Genomic DNA, 19,517 nt, shown 5'->3' on the forward strand with positions numbered 1-19,517 from the left:
ACGAAAAAATTAATTATAACTAATTAGATTCGGTTCAGTGACAAACACATCTGTTTTTCTGAATTGAAGATTTTTACGGAAACTCAGAGCGAACTTAGAATGCCCTTCATCGTCATTCGGAATGAAAGTACCTTTGATTTCCATTGTTCCGAAGATCAGGTTTTCATTTCGGACCCGCGCTCCCAAACTTAGCCCTGTAAAATTTTGGTTTCTAACTTCGCAAGTAGGGCATTTGAGTTTTGCCCAATAGAAAGAAGCGAATGGTGCTATCCGAAAACCAATTAGTGACCATGGTGTAAAGAGACTGGACTCGAAGCCTAGTGAAATCCGTTGAGTGGCATCGACTTCATCTACCCGAAGCCCTGGTATAGTATTGCCACGAATTGTCAGCCAGCTATTTGAAACCCTGTCAAATAGTTGTGTGTAAAATCCGGAGGCTGAATTTCTGATTTTATATTTGCCAATGGAAAAAGCCTGGGTGTAAAAAGTTCCTCCAGTCTGAATTGCAATGTCCTCCAAACCTCCCTTGCGAAAATAGCTACCAGTATTCAAGAGTATTTCATAGAAACTGCCGCTATTAGATGCTCCTTTGTAATTCAAGTCTATGCCTGCATAAGGTCTCTCGAATCCCATAGTTTTAGTATACCCCAGTGTCGCAGATACATTGTATCCAAATGGTATATCTTCAGTCCGTCCAAAACCATAAACGTACTGAGTTTTAAAAAAGTCCTGCTCATACAGTGTGAACTCTGCCAAAATACCCTTGCTGTTATGATATCTTCCATCGTTAAGCTTGTCCTCCTGTAGAGGAGCATTCAAGAAAATCCCGTCAAATAGTCTTAGTGCTAAAAATTCCCTCCTTCGATCCTGTATTTTTTTTTCTGATCCAAAGTTGTAGCCCGCCCAGAGGTTGCCAACATTATATTTGTAATTCAGAAATAGGGAATCAGGTCGGGAATCCACATTCCGGGACCAATTTTGGCTCCATCCGGCTCCCCCAGCCATTTTGGAATAAGGTGAAACCAAGGGCCTCTCAAGACTAAATCCCATGGCGTATTCTTTTTCCTCACCCAAGCTAATCCCCGAATTCAGCTGAGTATAATATACTGCGAAATCAGCCAGACTACCCATGATGCTACTCTTCGTATAGGCCATTGCGAGTCCCGTCTTTGGTGTGCGGTCCATATCATACAGAAAATCCAATTCAAAACCTTGTGCTCTTCCATCCACATTGGCGTCATACACTTTGATCAAAGGAGCCTTTGGGAAGCTTCCGCCTACTGATCCCCCAATACTAAAAATGTCTCTGGTAACCACCGTTATGTCCACCGAATCAGTGCCAGATACCTGTGTGGCGATGATTCTACTTTCCAAAATGAATGGCTGATCTCTAAGAAACCGTTCATTATCACCCAATTTGTAAGGGTTTAATGGTGTGTTTGGTCGGATGAAAAGGTGTTGTCGGATGGTCTTATCTCTGGTATTTGTATGTAATTTATTCGCCAGCCTGCCCACTTTTTGTACTATGGGCTTTTCTTTACCATAGATGGAAAATTCAAATCCGAGATTTTCCACCGTGATATTCCGGATGATCATTCCTTCATAGCGAAGAAATTTTTTCTCGGCTTTTTCCACCAAGACAGTATCCCTGCCTGATCTGGTAATCAGATCCATTCCCTTATCAAGAGCCTTTTGGGTAATAGAAACTTTAGAGGTGTCATTCTCATCCTGGGCAAAAATGTTCTCTGTTATACCTAATAGTATAACTACTATAAAAAGCGCTCTGATTAACCGATTAGGCACGTAGAAGAATAATTTTAGGGAAACAGCCAGTTTTTGATCAATACCTCAAAGAAAGGAATTCAGATAGGACATTTTCTTTGCCAAGTTTCCAAAGCTACAAAGAGTTAGTTGAGGGGACTGTTCGCCAAAATCAGTTTAAGAGAAAATAACATCCCTTGGCGGAGGTTTGAAAGTGAAGGATTCTAATAGGGAAAGGGGTAGAGAGATTCTTAGGTTTAAAAACACCTTTCAAGCTTTGCTGCAAATGTTAAGTATATTTTAACTGCCTTACTAGTAAGTAATTATTATGGTGTGTAGAGTTGTAGTCTTTTTGTTAAATTATTGTTTTGTTATATTTTAAAATAATACACGAGTTTATGTTAAGTAAAAATTAATTATCTTGAAGTTAAGATAACATGTTTATATCATAAAACTATTCAGAGACGCGTTTGAATGGGTTTTTGAATAAGGTAATTAACATGTGCAGGTCTCTAGTTTTGGTAGTTTTTTAATTTTCAGAATATCAATTGGTTGCAGTTAATTTGAGTAGTAATTATATATTAATATGATTAGTATTTTAGCATAAAATGAGTCTAATTTTTAAAAATTAGGTATGTAATATTACTAAATATTGAAAGTATGTTAACGATTGCTTTAATCTTTAACATACTTCATATAAGGCTAAAGCTGTGGTAACATTATTGGTTTTTATAAGATTTACTTTTGTGCTGGAATTGAAAAGAGCCTGCATTAGCAGACTTTTTAGTAGTAAAGTTTTATAAATTCTTCGTCATCCAACACTTAAATTTTATGGATTCAAAATTACGATTATCTAAAGTCATCTATGCCTCTGCGTGTGTGATGATGTGGACTGGATTTCATAGTCCATCAGTTCTGATTGCGAAGGGGGCTGAACCTAGCACAAGTCATTCGATAACTAACTTGGTACCTTTCCAAGAGCCCATCTCAGGTACGGTTACGGATGAAACGGGAGCTCCTCTTCCTGGGGCAACTGTACGAATTAAAGGCACGGTAAACGGCACCGTAACAGATCTAGATGGGAAATTCACTATTGAAGTCGGAGAAGATGCCGTTCTTCAGATTTCTTATGTAGGATATATTTTGCAGGAAATTACTGTAAATGGACAATCTACTATAGACGTTCAATTGGAGCCAGATGCCACCCAATTGGATGAATTGGTGGTGATAGGTTATGGTACTCAAAAGAGGTCCGATGTAACAGGAGCAATCGGCTCGGTCAAAACAGAAGACTTTAACAAGGGTGTAATTTCCAATCCCGTGGATCTGCTGCAGGGAAAAATAGCAGGTGTGAACATCACCTCTACCAGTGGGGAACCGGGAGCTACCCAAAACGTGATTATCAGAGGTATTGGTAGTTTGAGGTCAGGGACCCAGCCGCTTTATGTACTCGACGGTTTTCTACTTGACAATTCCGATACAGGTATCGCCTCAAATCCTCTCAATTTCCTGAATCCTAACGATATCGAAAGTATCGATGTATTGAAGGATGCCAGTGCAACAGCGCTTTATGGATCTAGAGCATCTAATGGTGTAGTAGTAATCACTACTAGAAAAGGAAAAGCAGGTACAACCCAGATGAATTTTTCTGCTTCGACTGCTTGGTCTTCCATGGCCAAGAAAATTGATGTTTTCAGTGCAGACGAGTTTCGTACCCAAGTCGTAGCGGCGGGTGGAGCATTGGAGGATTTTGGTGGAAATACTGATTGGCAGGATGAATTGACTCAAACTGGCTTCTCACAGAATTATAACTTTTCAATGAGCGGTGCTAATTCAGAGAAATTTTCCTACTTCACATCTGTTGGCTATCAGGATCAAGAAGGTATTTTGAAAAATAGTGAGTTGAAGCGGTATTCTGGAAAATTGAACATGAACCAGAAGGCATTCAACGGTAGAATGATCGTGGATTATAACCTGACAGCTTCTCATACAAATAATTTAAGACCAAGCATCAACTCCACAATAAGTGATATGCTTAGCTTAAATCCTACAGTTCCTGCATACACAAATGGAGAGCCTACGCTGTTGAATACGAATGCGTTGAATCCGTTAAAACGATATGAGTTGTACAGTGATGAAGCCGCAAACAACCGAATTTTGGCGACAATTTCTCCTTCTTTCGAAATCGTGGATGGACTTACCTACAAGTTGAATCTCGGGGTAGATTACTCCAGTACAAACAGATATCAACAATACAAGCCTTACACAGGAGTAATCAATGAATCCAATGTTTCCGACGGTGCACTGGACGAAGGAATAAGTGCCAATACCAATCAACTGGTAGAAAACACATTGACTTACAATTGGAATACAAATGTCCACCATGTAACTGTATTGGCGGGACATTCTTACCAGACTTTCCTTGATGAATACAGATTAACTTCCTCCAGAGGATTTGCAGATAATAATATTGAGCCAAGGTATCAGGATCACAACAGTACAAGTGAATATCCAACCACGGTAAATTCATCTGCGATCAGAAATGAATTACAGTCCTTCTTTGGAAGATTCAACTACACTTATGCTGATAAGTATTTATTTACTGCTACGTTCCGTGCAGATGGGTCTTCTAAGTTTGGAGATAATAACAAATATGGTTACTTCCCTTCTTTGGCTTTAGGATGGAATGTGACTAAGGAGGATTTTATGGCTAACTCCTTCTTCAATAATCTTAAAGTGCGAGGTAGCTGGGGACAGACAGGTAATCAGGAAATTCCGTCTAAAATCACTAAGGCAAGTTACTCAGAAGATAGATTGTCTACAGGATCAGGAAGTTATAATACTTATCCAATAGACACTGATGGCAATTCTCTGGATAATTACCCATATGGAATAGTTTTTACCAGGTTGGCAAACCCAAATTTGCAATGGGAAGTGTCTACGCAAATAGATTTGGGAATTGACTTTGCAATCTTTGATTACCGATTGACTGGTACTTTGGATTACTTCAATAAGGTGTCGTCTAATATTTTGCTGGAGGTAGTACCTGCCGATCCGGTTCAGCCTACTTCTACTTATTGGGCCAATATCAAGGATATGGAAATCCATAACTCTGGTTTCGAAGTAGCTTTGGATTATGCAAGTGACGAGCTTCGTGATTTTTCTTACAACATCGGAGGTAACGTTACTTTTATTCAAAACGAAGTAAAAGATTCTCCCTACTCAGTTCTTACTACAGGTGCAGCTCAAGGTGGAGGACAAACTGGCGCTACCATTAATGGATACATCAATAATCAGCCAATTGGTGCCTTTTATATGCTTCAATTTGAAGGGATTTCTGAAGATGGCGTAAATAGTTTTAAGGATGTCAACGGAGATGGTGCGGTGTTGGACAATGACCGGACGGTAGTAGGTAGTGCAATTCCAAAATTCATCTATGGCTTTCACACTAACTTTAAGTACAAAGGCTTTGACCTAGGCTTGAACTTTAATGGGGCATCTGGCAACAAGATTTACAACCATACTGCCATGTCACTATTTACAAAAGCGCAACTGTCCAGATCAAACAATACCACTGATTTTGCGACAGAATTCCCTCAAGAATCCTTCAATAACTCCAATACAGTTTCTACCAGATTCCTGGAAAGTGGCTCATTCTTTAGATTGAATAATGCTACACTGGGCTATAACCTTAGATCGGAAAACATCGGACTGGGAGATACTTTTCAAAACATTAGGCTATCAGTTACCGGGCAAAACCTGTTTGTCATCACGGATTACTCCGGATTTGACCCAGAGGTAAACACCGGGTCTACAGCAGGTGGAATCCAAACTTTTGGAATTGACTATTTCACCTATCCAAGGGCTAGAACGTTTTCGATCAACCTGAATTTAACCTTCTAAGAAAGTAGATGATTAGTAAATCATACAGTAAATCATAATCAAATGAAAAATATCAGATTACATAAAATACTTCCGATAGCAGCTTTTGTATTCGCTTTCCTCGGATGTACGGATTTGGATGAAGAGGTTCTGGATGAGTCACTGACTGGAACTGGCCAAGCAGAAGTGGTAAGTGGATCTATTGCCCCAGTCTATGGTATACTCCGTCAGGTGTGGTTACACACAGTGAACTTTGGTCTTCAGGAGGTCGCTTCAGATGAAGGAATTCTTCCTTATCGTGGAGGAACGGACTGGTTTGATGGTGGCAAATTTATCGCTATTCACCAGCATTTGATGACGCCCACAAATAGTTTGGTAGGAGATACCTGGACCTACATCACACTGGCTTTGTCCAGAGCTGTTTTGGCAGAGGAAAGAATGCGGCTTGAAGTGGAAAATGGTAATTCAAGTGCGCAAGGTCCTCTTTATGAGATGATCGCAATGAAAGCGTATCTCAACATGTTGGCCTTGGACAACTGGGGTCTTGTTTTCAAAAAGGATGGATCTGACCAGCTTTCTGAAATCCTCAGGGGCCAGGAAGCAATCTCTTACATTGAATCAGAATTATTGTCTGTAGTGGATGTAATGAGCGGTGAAAAAGGTCCAGGTAGACTTAACAAATATGCTGTCAGTGCATTATTGGCTCGACTTTACTTGAATGCTGCCGTCTATAGAGATCCATACGGCACTCCTGATTTTAGATCAGAAGATATGGATAAGGTGATCCAGTACACTAATAACATTATCAACGGTCCTTATTCTTTGTCTCCTGAATACTTTGATGTATTCAGTGATAATAACAACTCAAATCCTGAAGTAATATTTTCACTGGATCAAAGAGGCGTACTTGAGACAGAGCACAGTCGATGGGCTTATTGGCCAATTTCAGGTGACTTGATTCCTAGACCGGAATTCCCGAATACCCGAGGAACTGACGCAGTAGCTGTAACCCCAGATTTCTTCCAGACTTGGGTAGATGCGTATGGTAACGTAGATCCAGCAGAGGCAGATGCCCGCTTCTTCAAGGAAAATACTATTATACCAGAAAACCTGAAGGACCTTTCCGGTGTGAATCCAACAAATGATTCAGATCATTTCTATTCCATTGCAGCTACTGATTTTGAAATCAACAGAGGTATACTACGGAATATAATATGGGGTCCTAGAAAAGATGACGGAGGAAATATTTTGACTGATGACCAAGGAAAGGTGAGAATATATCCTGTGATCAATAGAAGAAGCAGTGGTGCAAATATTCGTTATGTAGACCACACCCTGAAAGTAGATTTCACTACAGAAGGAAGCTTGCACAATGCTGGATACAGATTTTCAAAATATCAGTTTAGCCACACGGCTACGAATTGCTGTAGCTATAGTAGCGTCGATTTGGTGTTGGTTCGTCTAGGTGAGATTTATTTGATGCGTGCCGAAGCAAAATTGAGAAAAGGCGACAATGCAGGAGCTTTGGTAGATCTCAATACATTGAGAACTTCCCGAAATGCTCGGGCTGCACAGACTCCAGCGGCTTTGACTTCTATTGATCTAGATATCATGTTCCGTGAATCTGGTTTCGAATTGTATTGGGAAGGTCATAGAAGAACTTCTCAGATACGTTTTGGAAAATATGAAGATAGCTGGACTGAGAAAACCGACTCCGATGTTAATAAGCGTTTGTTTCCGATACCTCAGAAAGCTATAGATGGAGCGTCAAGCGAATCAGGATTTTTGGTGCAAAACCGTGGATATTAATAGTAACATATCCTAGTAAAAAACTAAAGCCGGTGAGAATTCTCATCGGCTTTTGCATTTATAAAGCTTTAATGGGTCACCAAATTTGACGATGCTTACTAATCATGCCATTTGGCACTTTAGCGCTATTTAGTCTGCATTAATTCCTGGAAATTTGCTTCACATGTTCCAGGATCTCACTTTAAATTCCTTTGGCATATTTGATGGACAACGGGTGGACTGCTACTATCAATCCTCTATTTTTTTGATGGTATTATTTTTTAGATCGATAGAGAAATGGTCGGATGGGAGAGAGTGAAAGAGCTTTTCAAAAATCCCGAAGAACTGGATGAGTTCAGTATTCAGGTTTTTTTCCTGTCGAAAAGTCTTCTTTGCCACAATAGGAATCAGCTCTTCGTAAAAACTTAATCTATCTTCCGGGATAAGTTTTTTTCCAAGCTCATCTCCATTTTTCAGCAAATAAAAATCATCGATTATTGTGCGACTGGAAATGGATCTTGTGGTTTTGGCTTTAAGTTTTCTGATTTTTTCTGAGAGAAAAAGTTTGCCCTCGACTTCATCCATTTTGCTCCAGTCTTTTAGTTCCGCATGCGTCAGATTCTGTAACAGCATAGCTAGATTTTCCGGCCAGTCAGAAGGGATAAATCTAGATTTCGTTAGCTCAAGAAGGTGATTTCTCGTGTATTCCAGATAGTCTTTTGAGGCGAGGACAGAACTGTCCCAAATTCCGGGATCTTGTTTTTCCAACAGCCAGCGATGCTCCATTCTATATAAATCAAAAAATTCATTCATGTGATCCACTTCCGCGAGGGAAATGGTCTCGATTTCCAGCGTTGATGAACTGGTGGTCTTCAGTTTTTTGTAGGCTGGCGGAAAAGCAGCTAATGAAGGGACTTGGATATTGTACATGGTATTATGGGTGGTTGATTGGTCTTTGTATATTCCTGTGTCGTTAATATGCATATGTCCGGCGAAATGTATTTTTATTCCTGCATTTGCATAGCTCTTACTTGTCACTGATGAAGGAACACGCTCGAGCTGAGATTTCTTCGCTCCGAAAAGGATCTTCATTTCTTCCGAAGCTCCATCGTGAAATTCCACTAAAGGGTAGTGACTGAAAGAAATGAGAGTCTTCCCTCTTCTCTCAGCTTCTTTAGCTACTTTTTTAATCCAGTCTAGTTGGTGTTTTTTATGGAAAGCAGCTTGATTAAAGCCTACGGATGATCCTTTCCACTCAGTTTCACTATAAGTATACACATTTCCATCCAAAGCTAAAAGCCAAATTCCTTCTATTGGCTCAACAACATAGCTGGCATCCGGTAAAAACTGCCCAGAATCACCGACTTCATAAACCCGTTTTTGAAGTGCTGCACTGTCTAAAGCTTTCTGAAAGCTATAATTTGCAACATCGAGATCCTGAAATGGATGCGCCCAAAATAAATCTTTCTCGCTAGGGAAAAACCCAAATTTTCCCAGCGCTTGGGTGATTTCAGGATAGCCCCAATAGTTGACCTGATCTGAGATGGGAGCCTGAGTATTAGTAAAAAAATCATCTGAACCAGCAACGGCTTGCTCTGATCCATCTGTACCAAGAAAATCTTTTTTACCTGCGATGCCTCCAAAAGGCTTTACAGGATCATGATTTCCTGTGGTAAGGAAAAAGCGCATCCCTGATTCTGTGGCGTACTGGTCTAGAATTTTTTTCAGTGCCAGCACATTCATAGGTTGACCATCGTCTGAAAAATCACCAGGAAGAACTACGATCTGAATTCCTCTTTTCTTTAAATCCTCCAATGCGCTGATGAAAGCAAAATAGTTCTCATTGAATAGCCGTGTGGAATTCAACTGACTTTTCATCGTGCGGATGGTCGCCCACTTGCCTGTTTTTGGATTATAGACTCCTTTGAAATCATCCGAGTGCAAATCTGCATACACGTCCTGCAGATGGATGTCAGAGAGAAAAGCGATTTCCTGAGCTAGAATGGATTGGGAGCAAACTAGTTGAAACGCAGTTCCTAAGATTGCAGGGATTAGGTATTTTTTATTCAAAATTAATTGAGGTATTACTCGTGTTTGACTAGAACTATATTCGGTCGTTCGTATACATTTTCTTCGAAAATAACTTTATAATCAGATTTGAAGAAGTTTGATGGCTCATAATAATCCGTAGAAATCACCTGCGCTCCGGACGATTTGGCTTTTTCGAAGGTAGTATAGTCGCTATTTCTGGCTTCTTTCGTATCAGAATCTGCTCGCGTACGGACCATATATCCTTTTTTGACTAGCTCTCTGATGTACTCCTCATCTTTTACCGCATTGTTCACGATCCTAAAACCAGCAGTCGAATTTCCTTCTTTTTTATTTACAAAAAGCACAGCATCCTTAAGCTCTGGTTTAGCTTGAAGATATCGGTCGATTTTCTCCTCACTTTCGTCCAGAACAAAAAGAAATTTTCCTTTCACGTCACTTAGATTAGGCCAGTTTCCAGCCAAGACAGCAGATTCCAAATCTTCATATTCTCCCCTTATCCTATCCGGAGTTATCAAATGTTCCATTCCCAGGTTTGTTCTGATTTCCAAGTCTATGCTGTCCAAAGCTGTGGCAGTGAAAGGCAGGACAGATCGGGTGCCAGGGATATTGCCGTCTTTGGCATTGATCAGAATGAAAATAGGAGAGTGCCCGGGATGTCCTTCACTCCAGGTTTTAAGTGCTCGAAGCGCATCTGCAAAGAGTAAATAGTGGGACTGAAAATCCAGATCCTGCACATGGAAAAGTTTTAACCCTGGCCTGGCAAGGGCGCCCGATGGATCATAATCAGGGATGCTGCCTCCGGCGCTCTTAATGATTTCCAATCCCTTTGGATTAGAATATCTACCTCCTTCGGGATCGTGAAAAACGTCCAACTCTAAATTTCTCAAGCCCAGATCCAGCTGCTTCTCCAATGGAATATGTGCATATTCCAGACTCTGCGAAGCTGCAGGGTTGACTTTGGATAGATAGGCAAGAAGCTCAGGAGCCATCTGACTTTTGTAGCTGTTGTGGCTGCCAATTACCTGAATTTCATTAAGCTTCTGGGAGAATAGCTGAAAACTGAATGCAATTAAGAAAATAGCAGTAAGGCAGATTTTGGAAGGTTTCATAGGATTAAGATTAATTTGCAAGCTTCAATTTTTTAGGATGATATCCTGAAAATATGCTTCACCTTTTTGTTATGATTTAATATTGATGACTAGGGACAAAAATTCTTTTAACTGCTTTTATTTCAGTCTACTTTAAAATTGAACCAACGGATTTATTCATATCCCTATTTCTTGTATTTTATGAATGTGTTAAGCCTTTGCTTTTTCGATTTCTTCGTACCACATAATTATTTTGAATGGACTATTTTTAGGAATGAATAAACTCACGTCCATCTTCTTTTTTCTAATATTTTGTTTTCAGGCTAGTGCCCAGAATTCAGAGGTGTTTCAAATTCACTCGCACAATGACTATTTACAGACTGTTCCATTTTGGACAGCTTTTAGCGCAGGCGCATCTTCTATAGAAGTTGATGTGATTTTGAAAGATGGGAAATTGACCGCTGCCCATGAACCGGAAACCATAGATCCAAACCGTACCATCGAGAGTCTATACCTGGATCCTATTTCCGAAGGATTGGAAAGTGGATTGATTTCTTCAATTGATTTTTACTTGCTTGTTGATCTGAAAACAGATGCAATTGCTTCACTTGAAGTACTTCAAAAAATCATGAAGAGCTATGAGTATATACTTTATAGTGAAAAAAATCCTGCCGGATTGAAATTAATCATTTCCGGAAATAGGCCGAAACCTGAAGATTATAGAAATTATCCAGAGTGGATGTTCTTTGATTACCAAAGTAAGGAGTTGAGGAATGATTTGCCTTGGGATAAAATCGGAATGGTGAGCTTGAGCTTTGGACAATTTTCTGTTTGGAATGGCAAAGGTAGAATGGTGGAGGAGGAGCGAAAGAATCTGCAGTCCTTTATAGAGTTGGTTCACAGCTTTGATAAACCTGTACGTTTCTGGGGTTCTCCTGACAGCAAATCAGCTTGGAAGGCATTCCATGAGATGGGTGAAGATTATATCAATACCGATCATCCAATCGAGGCTGCAAATTACCTGAGCAAGTTGGATGAGAATATTTACCAAAACACTTCAAAACACGTAGTCTATCAACCAAAATTTGAGGTAGATGGATCGGACGTGCCGATAGAAAATGTGATTTTAATGATAGGGGACGGGAATGGGTTGGCGCAGATTTCTTCTGCATTATTTTCCAATGACAATCAATTGAATCTCACACAAATCAGGAATCTGGGTTTAGTCAAAACTCAGGCTGCAGATGACTTTACTACGGATTCTGCGGCAGGTGCTACGGCATATGCTACTGGTGAGAAAACAAACAACCGGGCGATTGGAGTCGATTTACAGGGTAGGCCTTTAACTAATTTGCCGGACATTTTAGATGAGTACGGTTTTTCCAGTGGGATCATCACCACAGATCAGCTGACAGGAGCTACTCCTGCTTCATTCTATGCACATCATCCGGAGAGGGACGATAGTAATGATATTGCAGCATTTTTGTCTGCGAGTAAATTGGATTTGTTTATTGGGGGAGGAAAAGATGCTTATGGCTCACAGCTTGAAAAACTGCAAGGTGCTGGATTTACACTTGTGGAAAGCTTAGAAAAAAGTACTGCTAACCGTCTTGGATTTTTTGCTTCTGAAGGATCTCTTCCAAAGAAACTGGATGGGAGAAGAGACTATTTGTTGAAGAGTACTTCATTTGCTTTAGAGTTTCTCGAAGAGAAGAACACCCCTTTCTTTCTGATGGTGGAGGCAGCAAATATTGACTCAGGTGGTCATTCAAACAGTACTTCGATGACTGTATCTGAGATGCTGGATTTTGACGAAGTAATTGGCGAGGTATTGCGATTCGCTGATGAAAATCCTGGAACTCTGGTACTAATTACCGCAGATCACGAGACCGGTGGAGTATCTATTCCACAGGGCGATTTGGCTTCAAATACCGTGGAACTTGCTTATCACAGTGATGATCATACGGGGATAATGGTGCCAATTTTTGCATATGGAGCACATTCTGGTGATTTCCGGGGAGTGTACGAGAATACAGCTGTTTTCCACAAAATAATGAAACTGGTGAAGGAATATCACCACAAATAAGAGGAGAAGTTCCTTTACCTTCTTCCGGCTATGGTGAAAGGCAGCATAAAAAGATTTCTTATGAAATCGAATGAGAGATCTATAGCAAAGCCAAGTAATCTAAAAGGAAGTAAAATCAGCCAAAAGATAGGGTAAAGTAGCAAACCAAGGATGGCAAGTGGCCAGCATAGAACAAACAGTATACACCAAAGAAGGAAACTTATCATTTTTGTTTTTCTGATATATGGTCAATACTTATTCCACTTTGAAAAATAGCTCAATTGTAAGCGTTGAGCCACTTTTTCAGGATACTGTGTATCATTATCGGGCACAATAATGTAGCGAATCGAACGGGGGCTTTTCTGTTGATTAAGCCAATTTGTGCAATATATACAGGGGTGAGTACTGCGAATTAGCACTAAAGTTAAAATTTGGGAGCATTGAGCTCATACATTTCCACTAGGGCTGTAATTTTATTCATTAAAAAATCTTTTGAATATTTGCTTTTTAGTAATCAATAATTCCGCTCAATGTTTTGAATAGTTTTATGAAATTTTTAATAAGATGATCTTCAAAGACGAATATTTTTTTCTAATTTGGTGTAAGGAAAGCCTATAAATTCTAATAGGGCAACCGAACTAGGTATTATCTTAAAGAAGTTTAATCCAATTATTCCTTGCTATGTGTAATGTTTCCTAGGTAATGCAATAAGTTTCTTTTAATAGTTATAAAAATAAGTTTTTTAAGTAAAATAATGTACAGTGATTCATGGGATAAGCAGCTTGTAAATAAAAAATAGCATGTAGCTATAGTTGATTTTGGCTTTCGTCTGTAAATGAGTTTCCAGACAGATTTTAAAAGGTTTTTAAGAATGATATCCTGCTTAAGGGTGTCGACTAATTTTAAAATAGATGAATTTGATGTTTCACATTTCTAATGTTGAATTATTCAGACAAGTAATTTTAATTGATTGTTAACCTAACTAATAATGCCTATGCCTTTTATAAAAACACCTTTGTAAGGAGCAGTTGAAATTCCAAGGGAATTCCTCACTGCACATTATCCGCTCGCCTATGTTTCGATTTTAGTAGGCAAATTCAAATCAATAATAATAAACCTCTCAAAACATGAAAAAATACTTACATAGACAACTTTTGTGGATGTCTAAGAAAATTCTATTTGGATTCATAATTCAGATGATTTTCAGCTCTGTGATTCTCGCAAATACTTCCGAAGAAAATCCTGGGCAAGACAAATTACCATCGGATACTGAAAACGTTTCAGTTGCGGATAATCTCACTGCAACTGATAAATCATCAAATAATACAAATTTAATAGACAAAGCGGATGTAACTGTGACAGGCAAAGTTCTGGATGAAACAGGGTTGCCTCTTCCGGGAGCAACAGTTTCAGTAGCAGGTACCACTTCGGGAACAGTAACTGATATAGATGGAAAATTTTCTATCACAGTTCCTGATAATGCAGAACTTATATTCTCCTACATAGGATACGAACCTCAGCGAGTGTCCGTAGGCTCACAAACAGTAATAAACGTTACTCTTCGTCCTGATGCAACTGCCTTGGATGAAGTGGTTGTTATTGGATACGGTACTACCAAAAGAAGTGATTTGACTGGTTCTGTAGGGTCAGTAGATGCTGAAGCTCTTAGGGAGCGCCCAGCTTCATCTCTAAACCAGGCTTTGGCAGGGAGAGTATCAGGCGTACAAGTAAATAATAACTCAGGCCGTCCAGGAGGAAGAACAACAGTTAGAATCAGAGGATTTAGCTCTATCAACTCTTCCAATAATCCACTTTATGTGATAGATGGAGTACAGATGCCTGTTGGTACACTTAGTCAGCAAACCAGCGCGATAGATTACATTAACCCAAATGATATCGTGTCTGTAGAAGTACTTAAGGATGCATCTTCCACTGCCATTTATGGATCAAGAGGAGCAAACGGCGTCATCTTGGTAACTACCAAAAAAGGTAAATCAGGTGAAGGAAGTGTGACTTATAATGTCGATTTGAGTGTTCCTATCATTGGTCCAAACAGACCTGAGGTTTTGAATGCCAAGCAATATTTGGCAGTTGAGGACCTAGCTTGGGCAAATATGGAGAAATATGATCCAGTGGGATGGGCTGAGGGTAAGTGGGCTTATCTAAATCCTGCTTTGAGAAGAACTGATCCACGTATTTTTGACAGTCAGGGAAATCCTCTTTACGATACCGACTGGATGAAAGAAACTACTCAGAATAAACTTTCACAAAACCATCAACTTGGCTTTACTGGAGGAAATGAACGCACTTCCTATTCACTTTCGCTAGGCTATAGAAATGACGAAGGATTGGTGAAGACTTCCTACCTAACGAGATATTCTACAAGGTTTACAATTGAAGATAAGGTAAAAAGTTGGTTGACTGTGGGTGGAAGCCTAAGCTATAATAACCAATCTGAAAACCTGGTCGACGTAAATGATGCGGTAGCCCGTCAAATGGTAGAGGATTTCCCTTTCTTACCTGTAAGGTATGAGGACGGAACTTTTGCAAACAACCGTGATTATCCTTTTGCGGAAGGTACAATGAGTTCTATGCACCGATTATCAGGTAGAAGATATATCCTGAATACACAGACTACATTGGGTAGCATGTACACCAACATCAAATTTTCAGATGCATTGCAAATGAGAACAGCCCTAGGTGTAAATATTCTTACTCAGGAAAATAACCAATCTCAAACTAGAACATTGGCGATTAACGAAAGAGGTACTGCCTCTAAGAGCATGAGAAAGGATACCTTTTGGTCTTTGGAAAACTACCTGACCTATAATAAAGTATTTGCAGAAAGACATGCTGTAACAGGACTTCTTGGTATATCCTGGCAAGAAAATAATTACACTGCTTTGAGTTCAAGTATCCAGAACTTTGCTACTGATTATTTTACTTACAATAACTTAGGAGCAGGTAGCCAGATTCCTAGAGTAGGTTCGGGAGCCGCCAGAGAAGCATTGAATTCTTACTTCGCCAGAATTAATTACATCTTGGATGACAAGTATTTATTCACAGCAACTGGCCGTGCGGACGGATCCTCCAAATTCGGTGATAATAACAAGTATGCCTTTTTCCCTTCTGCTGCATTGGCATGGAGAGTCTCAGAAGAAGGATTTCTTAAAGGAAACCAGACTATTTCAAACTTGAAAGTAAGAACTAGTTATGGATTGACTGGTAACTCAGAGATACCTCCTTATTCTTCTCTATCGTTATTAAGTTCCAATTATTCAGCTATTTACAACGAAACCCAGGTAGGTGGAACAGGTATAAATAGACTTGCAAACCCGGATTTGAAATGGGAAAAAACCACTCAGACTGACTTCGGAGTAGAATTGGGAATGTTTAATAATAGACTGAATGTAGAGGTAGATCTTTACTACCGTAAAACTACAGATATGCTATTGGATGCACCGGTTCCAAGAACTAGTGGCTATGCAACTATCCGAAGCAACGTAGGATCAATGGAGAATAAGGGTATAGAATTCACACTTAATTCAGTGAATTTTGAGAAAGAAAATTTCAGTTGGAATACTTCATTCAATCTGTCGCTGAACAGAAACAAAGTGCTTTCACTTGCTACACCTGCAGATATTTTTGGAGTAGGTGGTCCTAATTTCACTAACCAGACCAACATCATCAGAGTAGGTGAGCCAGTGGGATCCTTCTGGGGTTTGACTAGACTTGGTACCTGGAGTGAGGCTGAAAGAGCTGAGGCAGCTGAGTTTGTAAGTTATAGAAATGGCCTTACCATACTTCCGGGTGATATCAAGTATTTGGATGTGAATGGAGACAAAGCAATCAATGATTCCGATAGAATGATTATTGGGAATGGTAGCCCGGACTTCTGGGGAGCTTTCTCCAATAGTTTCAGACTATACAATTTTGATCTTACTGTAGAGCTTCAGTATAGTGTTGGAAATGATATCCTGGATATGACTCTTCACCCAAGTGAAGATCGTCAGGCTCTTGCAAATAGCTATACCACTGTATTGGACGCCTGGACTCCTGAAAACCAGGACAGTCAAATTGCTGAAATCCGTGATACACGTGCAGGATATGTGACCAACGTGGATTCTCGTTGGGTGAAAGATGGGTCATTTTTGAGAGGAAGAAATTTACTCTTGGGCTATAATTTCCCTTCTAATGTAACCAGCGCTATCAAACTAAGCAGATTGAGAGCTTATGCATCAGCTCAAAATTTCTTCTTGTTGACTGGAAAAGATATAATCGGTGATCCGGAAATCACACCTACAAATGGAGATCTAAACAGTAATGTGTTCTCCCAAGGTATGAACTGGCACAGTTATCCTAAGCCAACCATCTTTATGTTTGGTCTTCAGGTAACTCTTTAATTCTTTTTTACTTAAAGTGATATAACAAATGAAAAATAACATATATAACAAAGCAGGCAGACTATTCCTATTTGGAATGTTGGTGGCGGGATTCGTAGGTTGTTCAAGTTTTTTGGAAGAAGAGGATCCTTCCAATTTGACCCCGGACAGTTTCTACACTATACCTGACCATGCCGAGGCGGCACTTGCTGCAGTTTATGCAGATACACGATTTATTGGTGGTGGATCGGGAATATTTTCTGTTACATGGCAGTTGCTCGAGGCACCTACCGGTACCAGTACCACAGAGACAGCCCAAAATTCTGATTTGAATAACCTATATGGCCTTATTTATGACGGTAGAACACAACATGTGATCAACTACTGGAATGGCTTGTATAAGGTTATTGCACAGGCAAATTTAGTGTTGGACAAGGTTCCTTCTATTACACCAATGGATGAAGCTCAGAAGACAAAGATTCTTGGGGAAGCCAAATTTTTGAGAGCATGGGCTTATTTCTACTTGGTGAGATTGTGGGGAGATGTACCATTGATTACCATGCCTCAGACAGCTAGTTCAGAGGATTTTAAACCTTCTCCAGCCGCTCAGGATGCTGTCTATGCATTAATTGTGGAAGATCTCAAAGCTGCTGAAGCGGCTGGTTTACCTTGGATGGATGCAAGTGGCAGAGCTTCTCTTGCTGCTACCAAATCTTTGCTTTCTAAGGTATATCTGACCATGGCAGGTTTCCCTCTAAACATGGGAGCTTCACATTACCAACTAGCTGCTGATAAGTCAAAAGAAGTGATTGATTACGGAATGAGCAATCCAGCTTCACTTAATTTGTTTCCAAATTATAAAGCAATTCATAACGAAAACAATGACAATAGATTAGAGCATATTTTTATGCTTCAATACAATGTGGTTGTAGCTGGAAATCCGATGAACGACATGTTCCCGAACTTTAAGCCTGTAACTTTTGCAGGACCATCAGGAACTGGAAGTACTGTCCCTACAGAGGAATTCTACAATTCTTTTGAAGATGGCGATCTACGTGCAGTCAATCAGGAAGGATTTTTCTACACCACTTATTATGAAAATGGTAGCGGTGCAGAATTCGACTTGGGAGCGCCTTATATCTTTAAGCATTTTAATCAGATAGCACTTGGCTCCAAAGATCAACCTGGAACCAGAGCTAATAACCTGAACGTTCCTTTGATCAGATTTGCAGAAGTGTTGTTAATCTATGCAGAGGCACAAAATGAAGTCGGAGGTCCAAATGCACTTGCTGTGGAGAGCCTTAAAAGAATCCGTGATAGAGCTGGTTTGACTACTCCTACGCTAGGTGAATTTACTTCAGATACCTTCAGAGAGGCAGTTTGGAGAGAGAGATGGCATGAGCTATGTTATGAGCAGATTACTTGGTTTGATATGCTTCGCTTGCGCAAAGTCTATAATGAGGCAAGCAACGGATTCGATAATTTCGAAGGACATAGAAATCCAAGTTCTAACCAGACACTTCAGGCTAAGCATTATTTGATGCCTTATCCATTGCCGGAAATGCAGAATAATCCAAATCTTACTCCTCAGAATCCTGGGTATTAAGTTGGAAAGAGTAACGTTGTAATGAAAGGGAGTCATCCAGCTGGGTGACTCTTTTTTTATTCTCAGTTGAGAATAAGCGTACTGAAAGTTGTGTCCCGCTATAATGATTTTCCATAGAACACTCTGAAAGAACTTGGGATTATCAATTGTTGGTCAGCTCTTTGGTGTACCCATACTTTAAAACGGTTTTTTCCTGCTCATTTTTCCCTGCTTCAGTTAGATAGGGACTGATTACTGCCCAAATACTTTTAACCATTGAGCCTTTTTCCGTGAATTTTTCTGTATCCAAGACCTCCCTTTGGGATAACCAGAAAGTGATTATAATTCGGATAATATGCAGGGTCTGTTCCAAAAGATTCTTTTCAATTTCCAACATATATCCGTCGGAGAGAAATTCCTGTAACAAAACATTAAGTTGTTGTTTTCTGTATTCAGAAGTTTTCTGCAAGAGATCAGAGATCCTTGGAAAGGCTCTGGTGATTTCAAGTACATCCAGATTGATAAACCTGTATTTGTATTGGAATTCCTCCAGCTGAATAAGTAGCAAATGTACATGCTCGATGGATGAGGAATTTGCCTTTCTAGTGATAAAGTATTCGGACATTTCATCCCTCATTCTATCATAGATGGCCAAAATAATTTCTTCTTTGGTTTTATAGTGATAATCGAGATTACCATGACTAATTCCTATTTCGGCCGCGATGTGTCTGCTGGTTATGGTTTGTACTCCAGCAGTATTGTAAAGCTCAATAGCAGATTGAAGGATTTTGTCTTTAGTTTTGATTTTTGTGGTTCTTTTCATTTTAAAATTTGAGTTAAAAAAGATAATTCGTATGGGAAGGTAATCAACGGAATGTTCTGTGCTTCCCGATTGGCTTAATGCAACACTAATT

General features: G+C 39.7%; 9 protein-coding genes. 5 read left to right on the forward strand and 4 right to left on the reverse strand.

Annotated features, from left to right (window positions below; genetic code table 11):
- Positions 1-9: 9 nt before the first annotated feature.
- Positions 10-1,803, reverse strand: coding sequence for a hypothetical protein (locus AACZ73_RS19545; RefSeq protein ID WP_339880502.1), 1,794 nt, complete (start codon positions 1,801-1,803; stop codon positions 10-12).
- A 789-nt stretch (positions 1,804-2,592) separates the two neighbouring features.
- On the opposite strand from AACZ73_RS19545, the gene AACZ73_RS19550 reads away from it, so the two are divergent.
- Together AACZ73_RS19550 and AACZ73_RS19555 are read left to right on the forward strand one after the other, a co-directional pair.
- Positions 2,593-5,664 (forward strand): TonB-dependent receptor, encoded by a 3,072-nt coding sequence (locus AACZ73_RS19550; protein ID WP_339880503.1) that lies wholly within the window; start codon positions 2,593-2,595, stop codon positions 5,662-5,664.
- A gap of 42 nt (positions 5,665-5,706) precedes the next feature.
- Positions 5,707-7,452 (forward strand): RagB/SusD family nutrient uptake outer membrane protein, encoded by a 1,746-nt coding sequence (locus tag AACZ73_RS19555; RefSeq protein ID WP_339880505.1) that lies wholly within the window; start codon positions 5,707-5,709, stop codon positions 7,450-7,452.
- A 228-nt stretch (positions 7,453-7,680) separates the two neighbouring features.
- On the opposite strand, the gene AACZ73_RS19560 is transcribed toward AACZ73_RS19555, so the two are convergent.
- Both AACZ73_RS19560 and AACZ73_RS19565 read right to left on the reverse strand, forming a co-directional pair.
- The gene (locus AACZ73_RS19560; RefSeq protein WP_339880506.1) at positions 7,681-9,501 is read right to left on the reverse strand and encodes a metallophosphoesterase; all 1,821 of its coding nucleotides are present in this window, start codon (positions 9,499-9,501) and stop codon (positions 7,681-7,683) included.
- Between the two features lie 14 nt (positions 9,502-9,515).
- Positions 9,516-10,592, reverse strand: coding sequence for a phosphatidylinositol-specific phospholipase C1-like protein (locus AACZ73_RS19565; protein WP_339880507.1), 1,077 nt, complete (start codon positions 10,590-10,592; stop codon positions 9,516-9,518).
- Positions 10,593-10,845: 253 nt separating this feature from the next.
- Between AACZ73_RS19565 and AACZ73_RS19570 the strand changes: the two genes are divergently transcribed.
- The 3 genes from AACZ73_RS19570 (at position 10,846) to AACZ73_RS19580 (ending at position 18,624) form a co-directional block, all read left to right on the forward strand.
- Positions 10,846-12,657, forward strand: coding sequence for an alkaline phosphatase (locus AACZ73_RS19570; protein WP_339880509.1), 1,812 nt, complete (start codon positions 10,846-10,848; stop codon positions 12,655-12,657).
- 1,106 nt (positions 12,658-13,763) lie between these two features.
- Positions 13,764-17,039 carry a TonB-dependent receptor gene (locus tag AACZ73_RS19575; RefSeq protein WP_339880510.1) on the forward strand — a complete coding sequence of 1,092 codons (3,276 nt, stop codon included), beginning with the start codon at positions 13,764-13,766 and terminating at the stop codon, positions 17,037-17,039.
- Positions 17,040-17,067: 28 nt separating this feature from the next.
- The gene (locus AACZ73_RS19580; RefSeq protein ID WP_339880512.1) at positions 17,068-18,624 is read left to right on the forward strand and encodes a RagB/SusD family nutrient uptake outer membrane protein; all 1,557 of its coding nucleotides are present in this window, start codon (positions 17,068-17,070) and stop codon (positions 18,622-18,624) included.
- A gap of 142 nt (positions 18,625-18,766) precedes the next feature.
- Here the strand turns inward: AACZ73_RS19580 and AACZ73_RS19585 are convergent, their stop codons facing one another.
- A complete protein-coding gene (locus tag AACZ73_RS19585) occupies positions 18,767-19,426 on the reverse strand; it encodes a TetR/AcrR family transcriptional regulator (protein ID WP_339880514.1) in 660 nt (219 codons plus the stop codon).
- Positions 19,427-19,517: the final 91 nt, after the last annotated feature.

Source organism: uncultured Algoriphagus sp. (assembly GCF_963974835.1).
GTDB lineage: Bacteria > Bacteroidota > Bacteroidia > Cytophagales > Cyclobacteriaceae > Algoriphagus.

Bases quoted from the DNA above. Each gene is read 5' to 3' on its own strand.
- AACZ73_RS19550 (WP_339880503.1), top strand. From the start codon at position 2,593: ATGGATTCAAAATTACGATTATCTAAAGTCATCTATGCCTCTGCGTGT.
- AACZ73_RS19555 (WP_339880505.1), top strand. From the start codon at position 5,707: ATGAAAAATATCAGATTACATAAAATACTTCCGATAGCAGCTTTTGTA.
- AACZ73_RS19565 (WP_339880507.1), bottom strand. From the start codon at position 10,592: ATGAAACCTTCCAAAATCTGCCTTACTGCTATTTTCTTAATTGCATTC.
- AACZ73_RS19570 (WP_339880509.1), top strand. From the start codon at position 10,846: ATGAATAAACTCACGTCCATCTTCTTTTTTCTAATATTTTGTTTTCAG.
- AACZ73_RS19575 (WP_339880510.1), top strand. From the start codon at position 13,764: ATGAAAAAATACTTACATAGACAACTTTTGTGGATGTCTAAGAAAATT.
- AACZ73_RS19580 (WP_339880512.1), top strand. From the start codon at position 17,068: ATGAAAAATAACATATATAACAAAGCAGGCAGACTATTCCTATTTGGA.
- AACZ73_RS19585 (WP_339880514.1), bottom strand. From the start codon at position 19,426: ATGAAAAGAACCACAAAAATCAAAACTAAAGACAAAATCCTTCAATCT.